A 22,680-nucleotide genomic window follows, 5' to 3' on the forward strand; every position below is an offset into this window, starting at 1 on the left:
GTGACGGTGATGGCAATTTCCGCATCAGATCCGCACCGACTACCGCTTATTAATTAGCCATCGGGTACACTGCAGTTAGCCAGTTAACTTATTGATAACATTTTCCGCATCATAAAATCCGGAGAGCAGCGATGAAACCTGCCATATTGATTGTCGATGACGACCCCACTATCTGTGATCTGCTCTGCGACGTGCTCAATGAGCACGTATTTACCGTGCATGCCTGCCACCGGGGCAGCGAGGCGCTGACACTACTCAACCAGCAGCCGGACATTGCGCTGGTGCTGCTTGATCTGATCCTGCCGGACACCAACGGCCTGCTGGTGTTGCAGCAGATCCACCGGCTGCGACCGGATCTGCCGGTGGTGATGTTGACCGGCCTGGGCTCCGAGTCCGACGTGGTGGTCGGTCTGGAGATGGGGGCCGACGACTACATCGCCAAACCCTTTAACCCACGCGTGGTGGTCGCCCGCGCCAAGGCGGTATTACGTCGTACCGGTGCGTTGGCGCTGGAACCGGCCGCCGCCGGTCACAACAAACCCGAAGGCTGGCAGTTTAACGGCTGGTGCCTGGATACTGCCCGCTGCACCTTGCACAACCCACAGCGACAACCGGTCGATCTGACCCAGGGCGAATACGGCCTGCTGCTGGCGCTGGTGCAACATGCGCGCAAAGTACTGACCCGCGACCGCCTGTTGGAACTAACCCACAGCGAAACGCTGGAGGTGTTCGATCGCACCATCGACGTGCTGATCATGCGGTTACGACGCAAGATCGAGAGCAATCCACATCAGCCCGAATTGATCCGTACCATTCGCGGGCTGGGCTATGTTTTTGCCGCCGACGTCAGCCAACCGGTGGCTGTCGCCTGATATAACCCTGCAGTTCCGGCAAGGATCGTGCGCCATCGATCGCGTTGGCGTACAGTAAATTGAACCGCGCACAGGCATGTGCCAACTGCAATGTCTCTACCAGTGGCCAGTCTTCATGGCTGGCATACAACACACCGGCGCAGAAAGCATCCCCGGCGCCGACGCTGCCGACAATTTCGCTTTCACTCACACGCCAAGACGGCTGCCAGCGCGCCTCTCCCCCTTGCTCGACGCCGTATGCGCCTTCCGGGCAGTGGATCACCACCCGCCGCCGCACACCGGCCTGCAATAACTGTTCTGCCGCCTCGGCCATCAACTGCGGCTGCACCTCACCATTAGCCGCACGCAATGCCAGCCCGGTAAACTCACCGGCCTCCAGTTCGTTGATCACCAGATAATCCAGCCAGCGCAGTGCCGGTAACACCAACGGGCGATAGCGTGGATCCCCCTGGCGCGATACCAGATCCAATGAAGTCTGGTAACCGCGCTGCTGCATCTGTGCCAGCAGGCGGGCGCTGCGAGTGCCGAATTCCTCATCCGGACGATCCAGGCTGTCAAGCAGCAGCAGATAACCCAGATGGAAAATTTTATGCTCGCTGTCCAGTCCGTCAAAATCGGCCAGATCCAGACACCGATTGGCACCCGGTGCGTGAAAGAACGTCCGTTGCCCGCCCGGCTCGGTCATCACCTGCGACATGGCAGTCATTGCCGTTTCGCTGCGCCGCACCAGGTCACTGTCGACCTGATGCTGCGCCAACATCTGCAGGATGTAGTCACCATCCGCATCGCAGCCGATCAACCCGAGCGCCGCCAGTGGCAACCCGGCCTCCATGCGTGCCAGCGTCAGCAGCACATTCAGTGGGGCACCGCCGGTGGCGCGTTGGCTGTATTCAATCTCCACCAACCAGCCCGGCTGCGGCCAGTGAGCAATTTGATGCACATGATCCACCAGCATATTGCCGGCTGAAACAATGCCACGCCGGCTCATCACAACCGTCCGGCGCTGCCGAAAATATGCATCTGCTGCTGCACCACTTCGCTGATCGACTGCTCCACCGCCAGCAGCACTTCGGCAAATTCATCGTAAATCGCGTGGCGTTGCGTGATCCGCTGTTCAACCGCCCCCAGCGCTGCCTGCGACATGCCGGTATAGAAGTTGATTTTGTGAATGCCCAGGCCGATCGCGCGTTTGAAATCGGCATCGCTGATGCCGGAACCGCCGTGCAGCACCAGCGGGATACCGGCCTGCTGCTGGATCGCCGCCAGCCGCTCAAAATCAAGCTTCGGCTCGCCTTTGTATTTGCCATGCGCATTGCCAATCGCCACCGCCAGCGCATCAATGCCGGTCAATTCGACAAACTCGCGCGCCCGCTGCGGATCGGTAAATTTGTTGCTGTCCGCCTCGCCGTACAGCGCGCCGCCTTCGTCACCGCCGACCGCACCCAGCTCAGCCTCAACCGATACGCCGACCGCGTGACACATCCGTACCACTTCCTGCGTCTGACGCACGTTCTCTTCGTAGCTCAGGCCGGAACCGTCGAACATCACCGAGCTGAATCCCAGCCGCAGCGCCTGCACCACCGCCTCGAAATGCAGACCGTGATCCAGATTCAACACCACCGGGATATCGTGCTGCGCCACTTCGCTTTTAATCGCCGCCACCAGGGACTCCAGCGAGACGTACTTAAAGTGTACTTCGGCAATATTGATAATAAACGGCGATCGCGCGGCCTGCGCCGCAGCGAACAACGCACGCAGGAAATGGCTGTCGAGCACGTTAAATGCGCCCAGCGCATAGCCGTGTTGGCGAGCCTGCGCCAACCCCTGCGCCAATGAAATCAATGCCATGCTGGTTCTCCTTAAGCGATAAAGCGCAAATATTCATGACACAGCAACCACTGCGGTGGCTGGTCCTCTTCAATCTGGCTAAAGCGGCTGAGCGGCTGCAGGAAACGGTTGTCGTTATCGTCATCGTTTACCGTCGAGACTTCCCCTACCAAAACGTCTCCGAAGCCCTCTTCGCCCCAAAAACTGTGATAGATAGCCGGCGTGAGACAAATGCTTTCTCCCGGCGCCAGGCGCAGGCGCGAACCGGCGGCGTGGGTCTGGCGACAGCCATCCAGCGTCACGGTCACGGCGGTCTCGGCCAGCCCGTCCCGAGTGTCTGCGTTGTGCAGTTCAACGATCAGGTTACCGCCGCCACGGTTAATAATGTCTTCCCGTTTACGCCAGTGGAAATGCATTGGCGTCACCTGAGCTTCGCGGCAATGCATGATTTTCTCCGCATAGCCTTTGGCATAGGGTTTACCGCCAGGTGAACCGTTGCGCAGGGTAAACAGCGTTAGCCCCTTGCGGGCGAAATCATCATCGCCAAATGCCGTGACGTCCCACCCCAGTTTCAGGTCAAACACTTCCTGCCAAGGCTGGCGATCGAGCTGCTGCCAGACCGCGGGGCTAAAATGGGCAAACGGCGGTAGATGGACGTCGAAGCGGGCAAAAAAATGCTGGGTTTGCTGCAGGATTTGGTTCACGGCGGAACGGTTCATGGTGCCTCCGGAAGCGATAAGGAATGAGGGGCCCGATCGGCAGGCCCCGCCGATAACAGGTTATTTCACCGTCCAGCCTTTGTAGCTGCCGATATTGTTTTTATCGATCATGGTTACCGGGATCAGCACCGGGCCGGTTGGCGCGGGTTTACCCTGCAGAATGTCGTAACCGATCTCGACCGCCTTGGCCGCCATCACCTGAGGATCCTGTGCCGGCGTCGCGACAAACAGCGATTTTCCGCCGCGCTTGAGCGCCTCTTCACCGTCCGGCGATCCATCTACGCCAACGATAAAGAATTCGCTGCGCTGTGCCTGTTTGGCGGCCAGATCGGCACCGATCGCCGTAGGATCGTTAATCGCGAACACCCCGTCGATCTTCGGATTGGCCGCCAACAGTGCGGTCATGATCTCCAGCCCGCCTTCACGGCTGCCCTTGGCGTTTTGGTTATAAGACAGCAGTTTGATCTCCGGGTGTTTCTTCAGCTCGGTCATGCAGCCTTCTACCCGGTTTTGCACAGCAGACACCGGTGGCCCGTTGATGATCACCACGTTGCCTTTCTCTTTCAGACGATCGCTGATGTATTTACAGGCCATCGCCCCGGCCTGGGTGTTGTCCGAGGTGATAGTCGCATCGGCCCCTTCGGCCGCCACGTCAACCGCCACCACCACGATACCGGCATCCTTGGCCCGTTTTACCGCCGGGCCAATGCCCTTGGAGTCTGCGGCATTCAGGATGATCATATCGACCTTGGCAGCGATAAAGTTGTCGATCTGCGCCACCTGCTGGCCAAGATCGTAACCGCTCGACACCAGCGTCACGTTGACCTTGTCGCCGGCCAACTCACGCGCTTTCATTTCTGCACCCTTGGTGATCTGGACAAAGAAAGGGTTGGCCAAATCGCCTACCGTCACCCCAATCGATTTCAACTCTTTTGCCTGCACCAACGAGGCACTGCCGAGCGCAGCGGTAACCAGTAAAGCGGTAATCAATGGCTTGAAACGCATAGTGTTTTCCTCATTATTATCCGGATATTTTGAAGGTCTGCGATTAATGCTGGTAATTGCGGGTGCGGTACTTATCTATCAGTACAGCTATGATGATCACCGCCCCTTTGATCACCAATTGCCAGAAGTATGAGACGCCCATCAGCGTCATGCCGTTGTTCAGGGTGGCGATAATCAGCGCCCCCACTAGCGTGCCGGTAATGGTACCAATGCCGCCGACAAAGCTGGTGCCGCCGAGGATCACCGCAGCGATCGCGTCCAACTCATAGCCCATGCCAAGGTTGCCGTTGGCGCTGTACAAGCGTGAGGCACTCATTATCCCCCCCAACCCTGACAGCAAGCCGCTCATGCCGTAGACGAACAGCAGTACCGCACCGACCTTGATCCCGGTCAGGCGTGCCGCCTGGATGTTGCCACCCACCGCGTAGATATGGACGCCCAGGGTAGTGCGGCGCAGGATGAACCAGCACAGCGCGATCACCGCGAAAGCGATAATCACCAGCCAGGGGATCGGCCCCAGATAAGAGTTGCCGATCCATTCAAAACTGATATCGGAATTGATGATGGTGGTACCGTCGGCCAGCAAATAAGCCGCACCACGCAGGGCGGTATAGGTCCCTAGCGTGACAATAAACGGCGGCAGCCCGGCATAGGCCACCAGAAAACCGTTAAACAGGCCCATGCCCAAACCGGCCAGCAGCGCCAGGGGGATCGACAACCCGGCCAGGCCCGGCATCAGTGAGACCGCCATCGCCACCACCGCGGTGGTACCCAGCATCGAGCCCACCGAGAGATCGATACCGCCGGTCAGGATGATGAAGGTCATGCCCGCCGCCAATACGATGTTAATCGACGCCTGCCGGGCAATATTCAGCAGGTTGGCGTCGGTAAAGAAATTTGGCGCGACAAAGCCGAAAACCGCGACGATCAGGATCAAGATCGGCAAGATCCCGACGGTTTGCATCATATCGCCCAAAAATGCCCGTTTCAGTGTCGGATTTTTTGCGGCCGGTGGCAGCGGATTTGAAGTCATGACAGGCTCCTTGAGCGTAGGGATAGAATTATTCATGGCTGGCCGCCTCCAGGACAGGTTCGACGCCGGTGGCCAGCGTCATAATGCTTTCCTGACTGATCTCGCCGCCGCTCAGCTCCCCGGCAATGCTGCCTTCGTGCATCACGTAGACCCGGTCACTCATGCCGACCACCTCGGGCAGTTCACTAGATATCATCAGGATCGCCACGCCCTGCTGCGCCATCTGGCTCATAATGCGGTAAATTTCGCTTTTAGCGCCGACGTCAACGCCGCGTGTCGGTTCATCGAGGATCAGAATTCGCGGGCCGATCGCCACCCAGCGTGAAATAAGCAGCTTTTGCTGGTTGCCGCCGGACAGCCCACCGGCCCGTACCTGAGCATGCGGCACGCGGATATTCAGCAGGCCGATGGCATCGCTGGAAATACGCTGTGCCTTACGGCGATTAAGCAGGCCATAGCGCCCGTCGCGCTCCAGCGTCGCCATAACGATATTTTCATGCGCCGCCAGATCGAGGAACAAGCCCTGCTCCTTGCGATTTTCGGTGAGAAAACCGATGCCCAGCGCAATGGCGTCGCGCGGTGAATGGATATTGGCCGGTTTGCCGTCAATTTCGACCGTACCGCCGCTGTACTTGCGCACGCCGAAAATCAACTGCGCCAGTTCGGAACGGCCCGCGCCTACCAGCCCGGCAAGACCGACGATCTCTCCGGCACGGACCTGCAGGCTGACCGGTTTCACTTTCTTGCCGTCGGTCAGTCCGTGTAGCGTCAGGCGCGGCTCACCCACGGCAATACCCTGTTCCTTGTTGAACAAATCGCTCAATGGACGGCCCACCATCATGCGCACCAATTCGCTGGCAGACAGTTTGTCGCGCATCAGGCTACCGACGTACTGGCCGTCGCGCAGCACGCTAACGCGATCCGACAGCTCATACACTTCCGCCATGCGGTGGCTGATGTAAATGATCGCCATCCCCTCATCGCGCAGACGTTTGATCAACTCAAACAGCCGATGTGTCTCACGCGAAGAGAGTGCCGCCGTCGGTTCGTCCATCACCAGAATACGGCTGTTGCGGTGCAGTGCGCGGGCGATTTCCACCTGCTGCTGTTCGGCGATGGTTAATTTCATCACCCGATCGCCGGCGCTGAACTGCGCGCCCAAACGATCGATCACCTTCTGTGCTTCCAGCAACATCTGCTGGCGCTTCACCAGGCCACCGCGCTGGATCTCGCTGCCCAGAAAAATGTTTTCCGCCACCGTCAGATTCGGCGCCAGATTCATTTCCTGATAAATCAGCGTGATGCCTGCTGCCAGGGCATCTTTTGGCCCTTTAATGGCAAACGGCTGCCCATCGATAAAAATTTCCCCGCTGCTGGCGATATAAGCGCCGGCCAATATTTTCATTAACGTGCTTTTACCCGCGCCGTTTTCACCCATCAGCGCGTGGATCTCACCGCTATAAACCGTCAGGTTGACGCCCTTCAGCGCATAGAACTGACCAAAACTCTTGGCGATGTTGTGCATTTCCAGTATCGGGGTTGCGCTCATCGTCATACCTCAGGTTGCGGTTCGGATTGAGTGCAGTTAACCACGCATAAATAAATGCAAAATGTCAGCGGCCGTTCATCTTTGTCATATTGTTAATGGAACGAGGATTTATACTGCGAACAGTCAGTTACGGGGGATACGATGCGCAGACTGCCTTTCCTTGCCGGTGCACGTGGGCGCCTGCTGATGTTCAACCTGCTGGTGGTGGCGGTGACGCTGATGGTCAGCGGCGTGGCGATCGTCGGTTTTAACCATGCGGGCAAGCTGCAGGAACAGGTGCAGGCGCAGACACTGAAAGAGATGAACGGCAGCATGGCGCTGAGCCGGGATACTTCGAACGTGGCGACCGCCGCCATCCGGCTTTCGCAGGTGGTGGGCGCGCTGGAGTACCAGAGCGAATCGGCCCGCCTGAAGCAGACCCAGTTAGCACTGCAGGCCTCGCTCAGCCGACTGGCGGACGCTCCGTTGGCACACAGCGAGCCGGAACTAGTCCAGCGCATCATCAGCCGCAGCAACGCGCTGGAAACCAGCGTGACCCGCATGCTGGATCTCGGTCACGCACGGCATCTGCAACGCAATATTCTGCTCAGTGGGCTATATCAGGCTCAGAGCACGCTGCGGCATATCGCCAGCCTCAATCAGCGTAATAACCTGAACCAGCCTCCGCTGCCGCTGCTAAGCCAGATTGACCGACTGCTGGCGATCGCCATTCAAACCCCAACGCCCAAGGCCGCCGCCCAACAGCTCGACAGCGTGATGGCCTACTGGCCGCAGCGCAGCCCGGATGCCTTGGTCGACGAGAAAATGCGCCAGTTTCGCGACAGTGAGCAGCGCCTGCTGCCCGAAACGCTGGAGCTGGAGCAAAGCGATCTGGCGCTGGCCTATTACACCTACCATATCAAAGCCCTGGTGGCGATGCTCAACGACGACATCAACCTTTACGTACAGAAGGTGGCGGACGAGTCAGAGCTGCGCACCCACCAAACGCATCGTGAGCTCAGCTCCATCAGCTGGTTTATCGGCCTGTTCGCACTGTTGGCGCTGGTGATTACCGGCTTCGCCGGGCTGTATATCTACCGCAATCTCGGTTCGAACCTGACGGCAATCGCCGGTGCCATGACGCGGTTGGCGCGCGGTGAACGTGACGTCAGCGTACCGGCGTTGCAACGGCGTGACGAACTGGGCGAATTGGCGCGGGCATTCAACGTCTTTGCGCGCAACACCGCTTCGCTGGAACAGACCTCCCGCCTGCTGAAAGAGAAAAGCACCCAACTTGAAACCACCTTTCTGGCGATGCGCGACGGCTTTGCGCTGTTCGATAACGACGGCCAATTGGTGGTGTGGAACCCGCAGTATCCGTTGTTGCTGGGACTCAACGAACACCAGTTACACCGTGGTCAGCACTACCGTGAGTTGCTGCAACACGTGACGCCACCGGCGGGCCAGCGTTGGGAAGCGGTACTGGCTAACCTGTCCAGCGAACTGCCGCAGCCACAGGAGTTGCGCCTGAGCGATGGCCGCACCGTAGAACTGCGCTTTAGCCCGGTACCCAATCGCGGCGTAGTCAACGTGGTGCTGGAACGCACCGAGCGCAAGGCGCTGGAAGAGGCGCTGCTGCACAGCCAAAAAATGAAGGCGGTAGGCCAGCTCACTGGCGGTCTGGCGCATGATTTTAACAACCTGCTGGCGGTGATCATCGGCAGCCTGGAACTGACCACCCAACAGACTCAGGATGCGCAAACCGAGCAGCGCATCGCCCGCGCGCTGAAGGCCGCCGAACGCGGTGCACAGCTTACCCAACGGTTACTGGCCTTCTCGCGTAAACAGGCACTGCACCCGCAGGCCGTCACGCTGCAGTCACTGGTGGAGAATCTGCAGGAGCTGCTGCGTCACTCTCTGCCTACCACGCTGTCGCTGACCATTGAGTCCCAGCGGCCCGGCTGGCCGGCGTGGGTCGATGCCAACCAGTTGGAAAACGCGCTGATCAACCTGGTGGTCAACGCCCGGGATGCCATGGAAGGCCGTAGCGGCGTAGTGAAGATCCGCATCTACAACCAGCGGGTACAACGCAGCGGCGGCAAAAAGCAGGACATGGTGGCGCTGGAGGTAATCGACACCGGCTGCGGCATGTCGGAAGAGGTGAAGGCACAGGTGTTCGAGCCCTTCTTCACCACCAAGGCCGTCGGCAGTGGCAGCGGGCTGGGGTTGTCGATGGTGTACGGCTTTGTCCGCCAGTCCGGTGGTCGGGTGCAGATTGAGACCACTCCGGGCGAAGGTACGCTGGTGCGTCTGCAGCTGCCGCGAGCCCCTACACCGGCCGTCGCGCAAGCGCCAATCCTGCCGCCCGAGGAAAACGACGGCACCGACAATCTGGTACTGGTGCTGGAAGATGAAAACGACGTGCGTCATACGCTGTGTGAGCATCTGCACCAGCTCGGCTACCTGACGCTGGACTGCGCGGAGAGCCATGAGGCGCTGGCCCTGCTGCGCCAGACGCCGGATATTGGGGTATTGATCAGCGATCTGATGTTGCCGGGTGAACTGGATGGCGTGCAGGTGATTGGCCTGGCGCGAGAGATTAATCCGCATATCACCGCGCTGCTGATCAGCGGTCAGGATATACGCCGCCACCACGAAGACACACTGCCCAATGTGGAACTGCTACGCAAACCTTTCAGCCAGCGGCAATTGGCACTGGCACTGCAACGGGCACGCCATTCAAACGCGGCCGACGACGCAATTAGGAGGGAATGAGGCGATTTTTCGCCTCTGATTCGTTATTATGCCGCCCTGCTTTTGATGAATCAGCGTGCCAGACGCACGCCCAGCCAGGGATAACATTATGCTGTGGTTTAAGAATTTGATGGTTTACCGTTTGAGCCGCGAAGTGGCGTTAAACGCGGATGAAATGGAAAAACAGCTCAGCGCTTTTGCTTTCACCCCGTGCGGCAGCCAGGACATGGCGAAAACCGGCTGGGTTTCCCCGATGGGCTCACACAGCGAGTCACTGACGCATGCGGTTAACGGCCAGATCGTTATCTGCGCGCGCAAGGAAGAAAAAATCCTGCCGTCGCCGGTCATCAAACAAGAGTTGCAGGCCAAGATTGAACGCCTGGAAGGCGAACAACACCGCAAGCTGAAGAAAACCGAGAAAGATGCGCTGAAAGATGAAGTGCTGCACAGCCTGTTGCCACGCGCCTTCAGCCGCTTTAACCAGACCTTTATGTGGATCGACACGGTTAACGATCTGATCATGGTTGATGCCGCCAGCGCCAAACGCGCGGAAGACACTCTGGCGCTGCTGCGCAAAAGCCTGGGTTCACTGCCGGTAGTACCCTTGACCATGGAAAGCCCAATCGAACTGACGCTGACCGAATGGGTGCGTTCCGGCGAACTGCCGGCCGGATTTATCATTCAGGACGAAGCGGAGTTGAAAGCAATTCTGGAAGACGGCGGCGTGATCCGCTGCAAAAAACAGAACCTGATCAGCGATGAGATTGCGGTGCATATCGAAGCCGGCAAGCTGGTGACCAAGTTGGCAGTGGACTGGCAAGAGCGTATTCAGCTGGTGCTGGCAGACGACGGCTCACTGAAGCGTTTGAAATTTGCCGATACGCTGCGTGAACAGAATGACGATATCGATCGTGACGACTTCGCCCAGCGTTTTGACGCCGACTTTATCCTGATGACCAGCGAACTGGCGGCGTTAATCAAGAACACCATCGAAGCCCTGGGTGGCGAAGCCCAACGTTAATCCTGCCTGAAAATACCAAGGGCTCTGCATGCAGAGCCCTGATTTCTCACCGAAGGGTGAAAATTATTTACTTAAGTAACGGCACAGGTAGGCGGTTGCGTCAGCCACCTGCAGGTTGAACTCACTGTGGGCCGGCACGAAGAATTTCTCACCCGGCATAAACACCTGCCAGTCCGGCGAGCCCGGCAGCAACACTTTCAACGCTCCGGTAATCACGGTCATTTCTTCCGGCTGGGCGGTGGTAAAGGTGTACTCTCCCTCTTCCATAACACCGACGCTGGTAAGGCCGATGCTGCTACTATCGAAACCGATAGACTTCACTTTTCCGGCAAAATACTCGTTCACTTTCAGCATAGACTGACACCCGCGTAATCAACTTTATGGGAAATCCATATTGGGGGATTGCGGTTGATCTGTCACTGGTTTTTCTCACGAAATGCGATCGTGGCGCAGAGTAAAACTCTGCCGAGCAGTTGACCGTCAGCCCGCCGTTCTGGATCCACGGCCAAAAGCACGCAGCGCCGCCCCCGACGGACCGCCAGATAAGATTTTATTAGCTTTTTTAATCAGTCTATTAGCTCTGCAGCCAGCTTGGCCACCAGCGCGTTGGACAACAGCACCGGTATTTCAAGCCGTGCCTGCAGGAAATCACGATGCTGGCGGTGATAACCGATACAGTCGAGCACCACTACCTGCGCCCCCTGCCGCTGTAGCTCGCACGCGGCCAACTCCAGTACCGCGTCATCCGCCAGATAAGGGCTGGCAACGGCGAAACAGGGCGGCGTCGCCAGTAACTGCCACTTGCCCGCCTGCTGGCTGATTTGCTCCGCCACCGGCACCACAATACCGACCCGATGCTGGCTGACAATGGCAGAAATCAGCGGTGGAATAATGCGATCCGGCTCCAGTAACAGCGCCTGTTCTGCATGCAACTGGCCAAACTCCCCGGTGCACAACAGCAGGATCACCTCGCAGCCCTCCGCTTCCAGCACATGGATTTTCTGCTGCAACCCCTGCTCAACCCGCAAGGCCGCCAATCTCACCTGTGTGCCGTCCAGCAGGCGTGAAACCAACACCTTCTCTCCGGCCTGCGGTGCGTAACCTTCGTCAATCTGGCGGGTACTCAGCCCGTCCAGCAACCCAACGTGCCTCACCTGCTCCGCGGGCAGATAGGCAGACAGCAACGGCATGATGTCGTTGCGCGGCGCCTGGCCGATAGTCAGCGTGGCAAATGAGGCATTCATCCGGTTATTTCCTTTTTTGCAGGTGGCTCAGGCTGCCGTACAGGGCCAGCAGCTGCGCATATTCGTCGGCCTGATAAAATTGACAGGTACCGCGCCCGAACTCTTTCGCCACTTCCACCGCAAACTTAACGGTTAGCGCAATATCCACTTCATGGCTGGCACCGGTACCGCAACCCGGCACCACCGACTCGGTACAAATCGCCACGCCAACCACCGGCGCAGAGGTCGCGGTAGAAGGCTGCAGAATGCTGTTCAGATGATGCACCCCGTTGCCGTACGGCGTAATGTCCTGGGTGGTGATCGGGAAGGTCACCGCCGGGCGACCGCTGGTCATCTCCATAATCCGCAGCAGATCTTCCGCGACCCGCAGGATGTAGCCTTCCTTCACCGTCGGCGACAACGCATAACCTTTGTGGTTGATGATGCGATTGCCCTTGGTGGTGTCGATGGACAAAATCGCATCGACCTCTGCCACCACTTCATTATCGTTCATCGTCACATCATCGATCGGCGAATCCATAAAATCGACCGGATCGTGCGGACGAGTGGGCGCATCTGGACAAATATGGGTGGTGATGATCACATCGCCCGCCAGCACATCGCCCTTGCGCTGCATTTCCGCCAGTTTTAGCGCACTGGCAATCGCAGCGATCGCCCCGTCACCGTCGGATACCAGGCCAATACGCGTTGGCCGCGCACCGATACCACCCAATCGGCCGATGATGCCCAACGTCGGCGCATCGCCACCCTGGCTTTTACCATTGCTGCCGGGGATCTCAATGCGCACGAAGTCGGTCGCGCCTTTCGGCCCGCTGGCACGTAGCGTGCTGGCCCGGATGCCGGGATACGACGTGAACAGATCGACGACCTCCTGACCGCTTGCGTAAGCACTATCAATTAATTCAAAGACCTGCAGTGTTTGTTGCAAACTCATAATCGGTTGACCTCACAATTTAACCGGGTGGGTTATTTCCCTTTGCTGGAAAAAATGGAATTGAAGAAGCTGTACAGCGCGTCACCGGCGATAAAACCGGCCGCCATGATCTCCATCGGCGTGCGGCCCTTGTCACCCCAGCGGCGAATAATCAGGATGCGCAGCGCAATACCGACGAGCACAGCCCAACCCGCCAACGCGTTATTGATCAACAGACCGGTGGCCAACAGCACACCGAGCTGACGCTTGGGTCCGCCAATCCACTGTACAATGGCTCCGGGGATCGCCCAGATAAGCAGGCTGTAGGCAATGCCCGGCTGAGCACCCGCATCGATGGTTTTGGCATACACCCGTGCAACTGGCGGGATCAGATCCTGCAGGAAGTAGCTGGTGTAAGCGAAGTACACCACCGGGATGGCAACGACAAAGGCGAGCAATGCGGCAAACAACTGAATGCGGCGCCCCAGCAACTCCTGCTGCAGATCTTTGCCGTAGCCGCGCAGAATGAAGCCGGCTTTCAGATCAAAACCCATGTCAGCAAACGCCGGGCCGGTGGCGGCGGTAAACCCAGTCAGCACGCACAGCGCCAACGGTGGGAAACCAATCAGAATGCCGATAATCAGGGTAATCAGCGCCACCGCAAAGGCCGGGAACCAGCCGGAATGCATCGCGGCAATGCCGACGATCAACTCATGCACGAAGGCGGCAAACGCGGCGTAAATCACAAACAACACCAGCATGCCCAGCGACATCTCGCTGTACAGCCCAGCGGCCAATGCCAGCAGCGCGGCAATAACGATATAACCCACCGCGCCCAACCCCAGCGCCTTGCGGACTTCGCTGTCGTCCCGGCTGAAACCGGCGGTGTCCGTGCGTTTGCTGCGGATCACCTGCACCACCTGGATCAACGCCACCAGCCCGGCACCGACCATCACTCCGTGAGGAATGAAATTCGCATTGATGTCGAAACCCGCCATCGGTTCTGCATAGGCTCGCAGCAACAGGCCGATACCAAACATGCCCAAGGCCCAGATATTTCCGATAAACGCGGTACCAAACGCCGCCATCGGGATTTTCAGCATCGAACCGGCGATACCTACCCCAACACCCACCACCAACAGCCAGGCCTGTTTACCGCCCCGGTCACCGGCCTTAATGGCTTCCGCCGCCGCGACGCCCGGTGGCCAGGCATTGGCCGCAGGAAAAATTTTAGTGTCGAACATGCGATACAGCAGGTAGGCGTCCAGCAACATCGCCGCAGCCACCCCGCAAAACATCGGCAGGATCAACTGCGGTTGCCCCATCACATAAGGCACGGCAATCGGCATCAGTAATGAATTGGCAGCGCCAAAGGTAGCGGAGGAGATCACCGTCTGCGCCAGGTTTTGCGTATGCACCGAGCGGTAACGCTGGAACATTTGCAGCGGAATACGCGCCAACAACATGGCGAGTAACGCGCCAATGATCGACGTGTTGGGCGTAACCCCCAGCGTGGTGATCAACTGCACGCCGATAATTGCGCCAACGATGGACAGCAGCACCATCACCAGCAGGGTGCCAATATCTTTCAACGGATTTATGCTGCTATTTGGTTTCATCGTTTTAATTTCCCTGAATATTCCCTGGCGTTTGATCTCGTTAATTTCGGCATAAGGCGGCCATCGCAGTTCCAAATATTGGAACTGCGAGTGAAATTAAAGAGTTATTACCCATAACGCTAAGTGAGATAATTAAGAAATTCCCTGGCGTTGGTTTTCGTTAATTATCAGGTGCTGACGAACTGTTTCGGTGTGTTATTTGATCTGTTGCCAATAATCATCACCGAGTTTTTCCGCCAATTGCCGGGATACTGTCATTAATGCCTCCAGCACGCCGGGTGAATACGGCTGTTCTTCCGCCTGCGTGGGGAAAGACAAGCACAGACCGACCGTTTCATTGCGGTGTTTGTTGGTCACCGCAGTCGCCAGCGAACTGATGCCCTGCAGGGTTTCGTTGCGCGCCAGGGACCAGCCCTGCCGCCGGATCTGCGCGAGCTTATTCAATAACGCCTCCAGCGTTTGCGGAGCGTTAGGTGAAGCCGCACGGTAGCCAGCCGTAAAACGCGCTATCACCTGTTCATCGCTGTCACGCGCCAATATCGCCCGGCCCACCGAGGTTTCCGCCACCGGTGAACGGCTGCCTGCCGGCGTCACCACCTGGAGGAAATGGCGGCCAGGGAACATGCGCATCACCATGATTTCCTGCGCCTCCAACACCGAGACATAACCCGTGCAGTGGGTCTGCTGACTGAGCTGCACCATGTTGGCTGCCACGCTGTCGACCAACGGCGTCGACAGATAGTGACTGGAGACTGATAACAACAAACGGCCAATTTTATACAGCTTGCTGTCAGCATCCCGTTCCAGCATGCCCTGGATTTCCATAGTCTGCAGCAGACGTGATGCGGTGCTTTTTGGCAACGCCAATTGATTCACCACATCGCTGAATGAAATACCGGACTGGCCGTGCATCATTCGCTGTTGTGAAAATAACTTTAATACCGCAGCAGCATTTTCCAGTGTTGTCATGATGCACCTTGTTCCACTATATGGAACTTAGTTCCTGTTTGATAATAAGAAACTAAAACTCGTACAACTTATCGTCAAGCAGTTTATTTTCTATCCAGTAGGTTAATAGCAGCGAATGATGCTTCTCTAAATTAAATACAACAGAGAACGCTGATAAAACAGGTCAATTACCGCGTGGTTATTCGACTGTGCCGTTATAAACCAGCATGTCATGCTAATTTGGCACGGCGTTGCGAGGTAGTTAGTGAAAGCGGTAAGCGGAATAAATAAAGAAACCGACCTGACGCCGGTTTCTGAGGCGAGCTAATTAATCTTCCAGCGCCGGATCTTCATAGCGGTGCTTGGCATCGAGCGCTTCCTGCTCGGTAGGGTGTTCACTGAGTAGCGTATTGGGCTCAATGTCATCGGTGCGCACCTCAAAACGGTGCATATTCAAGCTCGGATCGCCCCGGTCAACGGCGACCACTCGGGCAGTTCTCGGATAGCCAGGCCGATTATTTTCGCGCATGCTGATCTCCCCTGTCGTTTACACAGAGTTAAGTATAGCAGCGAGATTCATACCGACACGCGCGACCCCAAGTCGCGATCGTCGTACTCGCCTTCCAGCAGTTGCGTCAGCTCATCACAGGCGCAGATCTTGCCGTCTCGTACGGTGAAATGCGCCAACACCTTGATCAGGCTGCGGGCACCGTCACGTTTTTCCACCCGTACCCGGTGGTGGGTCAGTACCGAATCTCCCTGCCCGGCCACGGCGACGATCTCCAGCGTCATGCTACGGGTGAGTTGTTTCAGTAACGCCATATGCTGGATAAAATGGGCGTAATCCAGCGTGTTACCGTCCACCTGCTGATGGTAATCCGCACTGAAAAACTCAGCGATCAACACCGGCTGGTGTTGGGGTGCCGCGACGACCCGTTGCAAGGCCTCGAGCACGAGGGCGGTTGGGGTTTTCAGGCTCATCATTTATCTCCAAAATTGAATGATGTGGAGATCATAGATCAGGCAGAAGGTGGCATAATAACCGCAACTGGACTTTCTATACGGTAAATCGGCCAATCATCATGATCCTGCAAAGCGAACGACTTTGGCATGAGAAAAAACACTTAACGCCCTGGCATCAACACGCCAGCGGACAGGTCTATTTATTAACCCACGGCATGATCGCGCTGGAAACCCAGGAGCAGCAATGGGCTATGACCGCCGGCAGCATCGGCTGGCTGCCACCGAACTGCGCGCACCAGGCATTGGCCTGTGGCAACGTCGCCGGCTGGAGCCTGTATCTGCCTGGATCCCAATGTGCAGCGCTGCCGGAACAGCCGCATCTGAGCAGCGCATCCGGGTTGATTCTGGCGTTAATGGAACGCATTGCACAATTCGCAGGCCAAAGGCTGAACGCGCCGCAACGGCGACTACTACAAGTATTGTTGGATGAGATGCGCGCGCAGGAAAACACGCCGTTGCAACTGCCGTTGCCGCAGGATGCCCGATTGCTAAAAATCGCCCGGGCGCTACTCAACGAGCCGGCCAGCAAACACAGCCAGAGTGAATGGGCCGCCTGGGCCGGGTTGAGCGTCCGCACCCTAAGCCGGCATTTTCTCAGCGAAACCGGCGTGACCTTCGCCCGCTGGCGTCAGCAAGCCCGGGTGATCCGCTCACTGGAGCCGCTATCACGCGGTGAAGCCGTCAATCAGATTGCCGGCGACTGTGGTTATGACAATGTCAGCGCCTATATTGCCGCTTTCCGCCAACGCTTTGGCACTACCCCAGCGCTCTATTTTACTCAGCGTCCGCCGGCAGCAATGCCTGACGCGCCGCGTTGAGAAACTGTTCCGACACAGCATCACCCTGGGTCGCGCGCGCCAGCGTTAGCGCGCCCACCAGCATCGCCATCTGCGCCAGTGCCTGCTGCAGCCGTTGTTGCTCATCTTCCACCGAGGACAGCGACTCCAGCCGTGCCAGCATGGATTTCACGCCACTCAGGTAAGCCTGATGTACCGGTTTATCCACGCCCTCTCGCGCCACATCGCTGGCCAGGGCAGTCACCACACAGCCTTCGGCCGGGCAGTCGCGATGCTTAACATTCAGATAGCCGTCAATCAGGGCCTGCAAATTGTGTTGACCAGGTTGACGACTCATCGCTTCCCAGCGCTGAGCGGACTCTTCTGCCGCCCTGCGACTGGCTACCGCGGCCAATTCGTCCTTGGAGGCAAAATGGCCATAGAAACCACCGTGTGTCAGCCCCACAGCCGCCATCAGATCGTTGACACTGACGCCATTCAGGCCACGTTCGCGAAACAGTTGTGAGGACACCTGCTCAATCGCCTCGCGATTGCGCTCCATCTGTTGCTTTGATACCCGTGCCATGGCGTTTCCCCTTATCAATTCAGACACCATCTTAGGCCATCCCCGAACGGCACTCAATAGATGATGACCTTCATCCAAAAATCACCGAGGGGCAGCACGGCTACGGGGCAATCTATCGAGAGTGAGGAAAAAAGAGAGGAATAGCAGAGGTTCGGGCACCAGTGGCTGTGCCCGAAGGAAAAGCGAAAGGTGGGTTACTTTACCGTTTCCAACTGCAGGGCGGCCAGGATCTGCTCTACCACCTGCTGCGGGTTGCCGGTGCCGTCCATCACGTAGTGTGCGGCCTCCTGATACAAGGCTTCGCGCGCCGCCAGCACTTCCAGCATCTCTTCGGTAATCGGACGGCCGGTCAACGTGGGGCGCTGCGTGTCTTGCGGGTACTCTTCCAGCCGCTGTGCCAACACTTCGGCCGGGGAGCGCAGATAAATAACGGTGCCGTGCTGACGCATAAAACGGCGGTTCTCTTCCGCCAGGATCGCGCCACCACCGGTGGCAACTACAGTTGACGGTTGAGTCACCGTTTGCAGCGCAATGCTTTCACGGCGGCGGAATCCCAGCCAGCCTTCTTTTTCGACCATTTCCGCCACGCTCATCTGCGTAGTCTGCTGCATAAACAGATCGGTATCGATAAATTGATAGCCCAGCGCCAACGCCAGTGCGCTACCCACCGTGGTTTTACCGGCTCCGCGCGCGCCTACCATGAAAATGGTTTGTGTCATTACGGGTTGTCCCTTATACGGTGACTTGAATACATTTTTGCCCGCCAGAAACCGGCGTGCAGATCCTGCGATGACGGAGGTTGCTGCATCATACCGCCATCCGCCTGTATTTCAATATTTACGATAGTGTAAATTCCATGGCACAGCGACTGCCTGCGGCAAAGCCCTGTGCCAGTTCTTCCGCCAGGTGATGGCTCAGTGACGCACTGAGCCGTTCGACGGCTACCGGCCGGAACCCCAGCCGTTGGTAATAAGGTGCATTCCAGGGCACATCAATAAAGGTGGTCAGCGTCAGGCGCTGCGCCCCTTGCAATCGGGCCTGAGCAGCCACTTTGGCGATCAATCGACGCCCAATCCCCAGGCGTTGCCAGTCGGCAGCAACCGACAGTTCGGCGATATGCCAATCCTGCGGTTGCGGCACCACGGCGATAAATCCGGCCGCCTCACCCGCGGCGCTTTCCGCCAGCCATTCACCCTGCCGCTGAATAAAATCGGCATGCTGCTCTGAGCTCATCACCGGACCTTCGGCGATATAACGCCAGGCCGGATATTGATGGAACAGTTGCGCCGCCGATCGTTCAACGGCAATCAACTGAGCAATATCCTGCGGTTGCGCTAGACGGATCTTCAGGCTCATTGGGCACTCCTCAACAACAGGGCCGGGTATTTAACCAAATTTCCCCGGCGGCAGATACCTGCCACCGGACCTGCTTTTTAACCGCCAAATCAGAAATCAACGCTAGCACCCAGCACCACTTCACGCGGTTCCCCCACTGCCACGCGTAAATTGCCGCCGCTGGAAGGGTAATAGGTTTTGTCGAACAGGTTTTTTACATTCAACTGCCATTTCACCCGGTAACCATTCACCGGCATGGTGTAAGCAGCAAAGGCGTCGGCGACGGTGTAGTTATCAAGATTAAAGCTGTTGGCAGCATCACCCGGACGGCGCCCTACGTAACGCACACCGGCCCCCATTCGCACGTTGTCCCCGCTGTACAACCCTGGGGAACCCAGATCCTGCGTCAGGAACAATGAGGCAGTATGACGCGCTACGTTGGTCATTTCTTTGCCTTTGTTGTCAGGATCATCCACCACCCGCGCGTCGGTATAGGCATAAGACCCGATCAGGCTCAGGGAGTCGGTAAGATTTCCGGCGACATCCAGCTCCACACCCTGCGAGCGCACACGCCCAGCGGTACGGGTGACGGTTTCCCCATTCACCAACTCGCTGACCATCACGTTGCGTTTGGTGATGTCAAACAGCGCCAGCGTGCCGGTAATACCATTCGGCAACTCAAGCTTGCTGCCCACTTCCCAGGCCTTGCCTTGTTCCGGAGGCAACGAACCAATCTGGCTGGCGATGGAAGAGTTCGGCTTGAAAGACTCGGTGTAGCTGCTGTACAGCGACACATACGGCGTCAGCTTGTAAACCACCCCGGCACGCGGCACCAGTTTGCCGTCGGAGCTGTCGGTATTAGTGACAAACGGGCGCCCCTTGCCGGCAAACACGTCAAAAGCGTCGTAGCGCAATCCGCCCATCACCAGCCATTTATCGGTCAGTTGCACGGAGTCCTGCATAAACCAGCCGTAGCTGGTGAGGTTTTCACGCTGATCGCTGTCTTTGGCACTGACGGCGTTCGAGGTGGGCATCTGGCCATACACAGGATTGTAGATATTGAAATCGCTATTCTTTTTACCGCGGATCATATCGCCGCGGTAGGTGCGGTTATCTTCAAAATCAAAGCCGAACAGCATCTGGTGGTTGATACTGCCCCAATCGACGTCACCGTTGAGCGTCAGTTGCACCGCATTGGCATGGCTAACGGCGTGGGCGGTGGCGTCAGCCTGCCGCGACAGCACGCCAGTTTCAGGATCCAAAGCCAGCGCACGCGCCTGATTGTCACTGTAGCTGTTGCGGCTGTAGGCGTAAGTCAGCGAGCTTTTCCAGCTCTCATTCAGCACCTGATCGACCTGTAAAGTAACGCTATCCTGATCGCCACGCGTGGCGTTATAACCTTCGTCGAAGCGGCGGTCGCGCGGCGTATTCACCGGCTTGCCGGTACGCGAATCGATGATGGTGCCGCGATCGAACGGCACCAGATATTCCATATGCTCGTAGGCAACGCGCACCGTGGTGCTCTCGCCGTACCACATCAACGACGGCGCGATCACCGTCTGGCGATTACGCCCGAAGTTGCGCCAGTAGTCAGTTTCGTCATGATCGACAATCATCCGATAGGCGAATCCGGAAGTCCCCAACGGTCCGGTAACGTCCAACTGGCCGCCACCGCCCTTGAAACTGCTGCCCCAGCCTTCCACATGGGTATGTTGCTGCAACTGCGGCTTCTTGGTGATCATATTGATCATCCCGCCCGGCTCACCCATGCCGTACAACATCGAGGCCGGGCCTTTCAGCACCTCAACCCGTTCGGTGGTGGGGGTAAAGTTGCGTGCCTGCACCGAGCGCACACCGTCACGCAGAATTGAGCCGTCGCGGTTATCGCCAAAGCCACGCTTCATCACCGCGTCCTGAGTTCCGCCCAAGGTATTCGCCTGGGTGATACCGCTGACGTTATACAAAGCCTCATCCAGGCTGCTGACCGCCTGATCGGTAATCACCTGCTGCGGCACCACGTCGATAGCCTGCGGCACGTTCAGCAAGCTGGTTTCCGTGCGGGTACCGGTCACGCTGGTCAGCGGCTGATAGCTTTGCACGCCATCGGTCTGCGCCTGGCCGACCACCACCAGGGTCTCGCCCTTCTGTGCAGTTTTGTCGGCACCGATCGCCGATGCAGAAGCACAGGCTGCCAAAGGCAGTGCACACCACCAGCCACGCTGAGTGTTATTCATTATTTAACTGACTCCAATAGGTCCCTGAAAAAGGTAACGGCAAAAATTGTTGATATAACTGCTTAAAGGTCTGCTGCGGGTTGATGTCTGCAAACAGATCCGGATAGAAGGCTTTGGCGAACATCTCAACCGCCACCACGTGGTAAGGGCTGAGATAGAAGTTGTGCCAGATGCTCCAGGCCTGGTGGTTTCTTATTGCTTTCAGGTTGGCGAGCATCGGCTGTTTTTGCATAACCCTGCGGAAGCTCTCATCGGCTTCCTGCTGGGTGACCAGTGGCCCAAGGCGTAGATCGGAGAAATGCTTGCCCTGCGGCCCGGCCATGCCTGTGGCAATGTAGATGTCAGGATTGGCGGTCAGGATGGTTTCCGGGTTCAGCTCACCGTAGACGCCCTTGATGCTGGCGCTGGCAATATTGTCACCGCCGGCAAAGGCCAGCAGGTCGCCGAGGTTGCCATGGGCCGCCGTGGTGCAGCAGGTTTCGCGCCGCCCGAGGTGCAGGTGCAGCATCACCTTGGGTTTCGGCCCCTGGTAGCCGGCCAGCCGCTGCTGGATCACCGTCATATGCTTCTGATAGAAGCTGATGAATTGGTCTGCACGCTGCTGACGGTTAAGCACCTCCCCCAACAGGCGGACGCTCGGCACGGTGTTATTCAGCAAATCGACCCGTAAATCGACGTAGATCACCGCAATGCCGGCCTTGCTCAACGTACTCAGCACTAAATCGCTGTCGCCCTCTTCCCGTGCATAGCGCGCAAGGATCACCAGATCCGGCTTCAACCGGATCAGGTTTTCAATATTAACCTGGCGAAAATTGCCCTTGCTGATAGAAGGTATCGCTTTGATCTGTGGGAATTTCTGCGTATAGAGCTGCCAGCTTTGCGCATCGAAACGCGCCATATCTTCTGGCCAGCCGACGATACGCTGGGCAGGGTTACCCGGCTCCAGCAGCGCCAGGGTATACAACATTCGGCTCTCGCCCAGCACGATGCGCTGTGGGTTGTCTGGCACTTTCACCTGACGGCCAATGATGTCGGTGACCATTTTAGCCTGAACGCCAAAAGCGCCGAGTAGCAGGGAAAGCAGCAGAAAAATGAGGGAATTGCGCATCAGTAAGCCGGATTAGCTAAATTATGCGCGCATGATAATCACTCTCATTAGCACTTTCAATCCCAACACGCTCGGAGCGGGTCAAATCCGCTGAATTACGCTATTTCGACGCTGATGCGTGCAAAACCGCTGTAA

The 22,680-nt window shown here is 57.6% G+C and carries 22 protein-coding genes; 4 read left to right on the plus strand and 18 right to left on the minus strand.

All coding sequences use genetic code 11. The features are described from left to right. Positions 1–131 precede the first annotated feature (131 nt). Positions 132–872 (plus strand): response regulator, encoded by a 741-nt coding sequence (locus F8R23_RS12710; protein ID WP_151415683.1) that lies wholly within the window; start codon positions 132–134, stop codon positions 870–872. Here F8R23_RS12710 and F8R23_RS12715 read toward each other — a convergent pair. From F8R23_RS12715 to F8R23_RS12740, 6 genes are read right to left on the minus strand one after another with little or no spacing between them, the layout of a single operon-like run. Next, the gene (locus F8R23_RS12715) at positions 847–1,860 is read right to left on the minus strand and encodes a carbohydrate kinase family protein (RefSeq protein WP_129939033.1); all 1,014 of its coding nucleotides are present in this window, start codon (positions 1,858–1,860) and stop codon (positions 847–849) included. The two genes, F8R23_RS12710 and F8R23_RS12715, sit on opposite strands and share 26 nt — an antisense overlap. Further along, positions 1,860–2,720: a ketose 1,6-bisphosphate aldolase gene (locus F8R23_RS12720; RefSeq protein WP_012005474.1), complete on the minus strand. Its 861-nt coding sequence runs from the start codon at positions 2,718–2,720 to the stop codon at positions 1,860–1,862. Before F8R23_RS12720 ends, F8R23_RS12715 begins: the two co-directional genes overlap by 1 nt. Before the next feature lie 11 nt (positions 2,721–2,731). Continuing rightward, a complete protein-coding gene (locus F8R23_RS12725; RefSeq protein WP_129939034.1) occupies positions 2,732–3,418 on the minus strand; it encodes a D-lyxose/D-mannose isomerase in 687 nt (228 codons plus the stop codon). 60 nt (positions 3,419–3,478) lie between these two features. Further along, the gene (locus tag F8R23_RS12730) at positions 3,479–4,423 is read right to left on the minus strand and encodes an ABC transporter substrate-binding protein (RefSeq protein ID WP_085115406.1); all 945 of its coding nucleotides are present in this window, start codon (positions 4,421–4,423) and stop codon (positions 3,479–3,481) included. Positions 4,424–4,466: 43 nt separating this feature from the next. Continuing rightward, complete coding sequence (locus F8R23_RS12735; RefSeq protein ID WP_099062326.1) at positions 4,467–5,456, minus strand: ABC transporter permease subunit; 990 nt, start codon at positions 5,454–5,456, stop codon at positions 4,467–4,469. A gap of 28 nt (positions 5,457–5,484) precedes the next feature. Continuing rightward, positions 5,485–7,005, minus strand: coding sequence for a sugar ABC transporter ATP-binding protein (locus tag F8R23_RS12740; RefSeq protein ID WP_129936012.1), 1,521 nt, complete (start codon positions 7,003–7,005; stop codon positions 5,485–5,487). 141 nt (positions 7,006–7,146) lie between these two features. Here F8R23_RS12740 and F8R23_RS12745 point away from each other — a divergent pair, with 141 nt between their 5' ends. Further along, positions 7,147–9,759: an ATP-binding protein gene (locus F8R23_RS12745; protein ID WP_151415684.1), complete on the plus strand. Its 2,613-nt coding sequence runs from the start codon at positions 7,147–7,149 to the stop codon at positions 9,757–9,759. An 88-nt stretch (positions 9,760–9,847) separates the two neighbouring features. Then, positions 9,848–10,759, plus strand: coding sequence for a recombination-associated protein RdgC (gene rdgC / locus F8R23_RS12750; RefSeq protein WP_012005468.1), 912 nt, complete (start codon positions 9,848–9,850; stop codon positions 10,757–10,759). A gap of 63 nt (positions 10,760–10,822) precedes the next feature. Here rdgC and ppnP read toward each other — a convergent pair whose 3' ends face one another. The 7 genes from ppnP to F8R23_RS12785 form a co-directional block, all read right to left on the minus strand. Continuing rightward, complete coding sequence (gene ppnP / locus F8R23_RS12755) at positions 10,823–11,113, minus strand: pyrimidine/purine nucleoside phosphorylase (protein WP_099062330.1); 291 nt, start codon at positions 11,111–11,113, stop codon at positions 10,823–10,825. Positions 11,114–11,325: 212 nt separating this feature from the next. Next, a complete protein-coding gene (locus F8R23_RS12760; RefSeq protein ID WP_151415685.1) occupies positions 11,326–12,003 on the minus strand; it encodes an AroM family protein in 678 nt (225 codons plus the stop codon). A gap of 4 nt (positions 12,004–12,007) precedes the next feature. Then, a complete protein-coding gene (locus F8R23_RS12765; RefSeq protein WP_129939038.1) occupies positions 12,008–12,937 on the minus strand; it encodes a DUF1177 domain-containing protein in 930 nt (309 codons plus the stop codon). A gap of 32 nt (positions 12,938–12,969) precedes the next feature. Next, a complete protein-coding gene (locus F8R23_RS12770) occupies positions 12,970–14,535 on the minus strand; it encodes an OPT/YSL family transporter (RefSeq protein WP_112347736.1) in 1,566 nt (521 codons plus the stop codon). A gap of 195 nt (positions 14,536–14,730) precedes the next feature. Next, positions 14,731–15,504 carry an IclR family transcriptional regulator gene (locus F8R23_RS12775; RefSeq protein ID WP_099062334.1) on the minus strand — a complete coding sequence of 258 codons (774 nt, stop codon included), beginning with the start codon at positions 15,502–15,504 and terminating at the stop codon, positions 14,731–14,733. A gap of 307 nt (positions 15,505–15,811) precedes the next feature. After that, entirely contained in the window at positions 15,812–16,012 is a 201-nt protein-coding gene (locus F8R23_RS12780; RefSeq protein ID WP_099064866.1) for a YaiA family protein, read from the minus strand. A 47-nt stretch (positions 16,013–16,059) separates the two neighbouring features. Continuing rightward, positions 16,060–16,464 carry a nuclear transport factor 2 family protein gene (locus tag F8R23_RS12785; protein ID WP_129936120.1) on the minus strand — a complete coding sequence of 135 codons (405 nt, stop codon included), beginning with the start codon at positions 16,462–16,464 and terminating at the stop codon, positions 16,060–16,062. Positions 16,465–16,562: 98 nt separating this feature from the next. Between F8R23_RS12785 and F8R23_RS12790 the strand changes: the two genes are divergently transcribed. Next, a complete protein-coding gene (locus tag F8R23_RS12790) occupies positions 16,563–17,324 on the plus strand; it encodes a helix-turn-helix domain-containing protein (RefSeq protein ID WP_129936016.1) in 762 nt (253 codons plus the stop codon). Here F8R23_RS12790 and F8R23_RS12795 read toward each other — a convergent pair. The 5 genes from F8R23_RS12795 to F8R23_RS12815 all read right to left on the minus strand — a co-directional run bounded on the left by F8R23_RS12795 (position 17,281) and on the right by F8R23_RS12815 (position 22,545). Continuing rightward, positions 17,281–17,868: a TetR/AcrR family transcriptional regulator gene (locus F8R23_RS12795; protein ID WP_112347740.1), complete on the minus strand. Its 588-nt coding sequence runs from the start codon at positions 17,866–17,868 to the stop codon at positions 17,281–17,283. The two genes, F8R23_RS12790 and F8R23_RS12795, sit on opposite strands and share 44 nt — an antisense overlap. A gap of 194 nt (positions 17,869–18,062) precedes the next feature. After that, positions 18,063–18,587 carry a shikimate kinase AroL gene (gene aroL, locus F8R23_RS12800; protein ID WP_112347741.1) on the minus strand — a complete coding sequence of 175 codons (525 nt, stop codon included), beginning with the start codon at positions 18,585–18,587 and terminating at the stop codon, positions 18,063–18,065. 118 nt (positions 18,588–18,705) lie between these two features. Further along, entirely contained in the window at positions 18,706–19,224 is a 519-nt protein-coding gene (locus tag F8R23_RS12805) for a GNAT family N-acetyltransferase (RefSeq protein ID WP_112347742.1), read from the minus strand. An 89-nt stretch (positions 19,225–19,313) separates the two neighbouring features. Beyond that, positions 19,314–21,437 (minus strand): TonB-dependent siderophore receptor, encoded by a 2,124-nt coding sequence (locus F8R23_RS12810; protein WP_151415686.1) that lies wholly within the window; start codon positions 21,435–21,437, stop codon positions 19,314–19,316. Next, the gene (locus F8R23_RS12815; protein ID WP_129939040.1) at positions 21,430–22,545 is read right to left on the minus strand and encodes an ABC transporter substrate-binding protein; all 1,116 of its coding nucleotides are present in this window, start codon (positions 22,543–22,545) and stop codon (positions 21,430–21,432) included. Before F8R23_RS12815 ends, F8R23_RS12810 begins: the two co-directional genes overlap by 8 nt. Positions 22,546–22,680 lie beyond the last annotated feature (135 nt).

The sequence above is a fragment of the Serratia proteamaculans genome (assembly GCF_008830365.1).
Lineage (GTDB): Bacteria > Pseudomonadota > Gammaproteobacteria > Enterobacterales > Enterobacteriaceae > Serratia > Serratia proteamaculans.

What these genes read in the sequence shown, in the direction of transcription:
- F8R23_RS12710 (WP_151415683.1), top strand. Translation starts at nt 132, where the DNA reads ATGAAACCTGCCATATTGATTGTCGATGACGACCCCACTATCTGTGAT.
- F8R23_RS12715 (WP_129939033.1), bottom strand. Translation starts at nt 1,860, where the DNA reads ATGAGCCGGCGTGGCATTGTTTCAGCCGGCAATATGCTGGTGGATCAT.
- F8R23_RS12720 (WP_012005474.1), bottom strand. Translation starts at nt 2,720, where the DNA reads ATGGCATTGATTTCATTGGCGCAGGGGTTGGCGCAGGCTCGCCAACAC.
- F8R23_RS12725 (WP_129939034.1), bottom strand. Translation starts at nt 3,418, where the DNA reads ATGAACCGTTCCGCCGTGAACCAAATCCTGCAGCAAACCCAGCATTTT.
- F8R23_RS12730 (WP_085115406.1), bottom strand. Translation starts at nt 4,423, where the DNA reads ATGCGTTTCAAGCCATTGATTACCGCTTTACTGGTTACCGCTGCGCTC.
- F8R23_RS12735 (WP_099062326.1), bottom strand. Translation starts at nt 5,456, where the DNA reads ATGACTTCAAATCCGCTGCCACCGGCCGCAAAAAATCCGACACTGAAA.
- F8R23_RS12740 (WP_129936012.1), bottom strand. Translation starts at nt 7,005, where the DNA reads ATGAGCGCAACCCCGATACTGGAAATGCACAACATCGCCAAGAGTTTT.
- F8R23_RS12745 (WP_151415684.1), top strand. Translation starts at nt 7,147, where the DNA reads ATGCGCAGACTGCCTTTCCTTGCCGGTGCACGTGGGCGCCTGCTGATG.
- rdgC (WP_012005468.1), top strand. Translation starts at nt 9,848, where the DNA reads ATGCTGTGGTTTAAGAATTTGATGGTTTACCGTTTGAGCCGCGAAGTG.
- ppnP (WP_099062330.1), bottom strand. Translation starts at nt 11,113, where the DNA reads ATGCTGAAAGTGAACGAGTATTTTGCCGGAAAAGTGAAGTCTATCGGT.
- F8R23_RS12760 (WP_151415685.1), bottom strand. Translation starts at nt 12,003, where the DNA reads ATGAATGCCTCATTTGCCACGCTGACTATCGGCCAGGCGCCGCGCAAC.
- F8R23_RS12765 (WP_129939038.1), bottom strand. Translation starts at nt 12,937, where the DNA reads ATGAGTTTGCAACAAACACTGCAGGTCTTTGAATTAATTGATAGTGCT.
- F8R23_RS12770 (WP_112347736.1), bottom strand. Translation starts at nt 14,535, where the DNA reads ATGAAACCAAATAGCAGCATAAATCCGTTGAAAGATATTGGCACCCTG.
- F8R23_RS12775 (WP_099062334.1), bottom strand. Translation starts at nt 15,504, where the DNA reads ATGACAACACTGGAAAATGCTGCTGCGGTATTAAAGTTATTTTCACAA.
- F8R23_RS12780 (WP_099064866.1), bottom strand. Translation starts at nt 16,012, where the DNA reads ATGCGCGAAAATAATCGGCCTGGCTATCCGAGAACTGCCCGAGTGGTC.
- F8R23_RS12785 (WP_129936120.1), bottom strand. Translation starts at nt 16,464, where the DNA reads ATGAGCCTGAAAACCCCAACCGCCCTCGTGCTCGAGGCCTTGCAACGG.
- F8R23_RS12795 (WP_112347740.1), bottom strand. Translation starts at nt 17,868, where the DNA reads ATGGCACGGGTATCAAAGCAACAGATGGAGCGCAATCGCGAGGCGATT.
- aroL (WP_112347741.1), bottom strand. Translation starts at nt 18,587, where the DNA reads ATGACACAAACCATTTTCATGGTAGGCGCGCGCGGAGCCGGTAAAACC.
- F8R23_RS12805 (WP_112347742.1), bottom strand. Translation starts at nt 19,224, where the DNA reads ATGAGCCTGAAGATCCGTCTAGCGCAACCGCAGGATATTGCTCAGTTG.
- F8R23_RS12810 (WP_151415686.1), bottom strand. Translation starts at nt 21,437, where the DNA reads ATGAATAACACTCAGCGTGGCTGGTGGTGTGCACTGCCTTTGGCAGCC.
- F8R23_RS12815 (WP_129939040.1), bottom strand. Translation starts at nt 22,545, where the DNA reads ATGCGCAATTCCCTCATTTTTCTGCTGCTTTCCCTGCTACTCGGCGCT.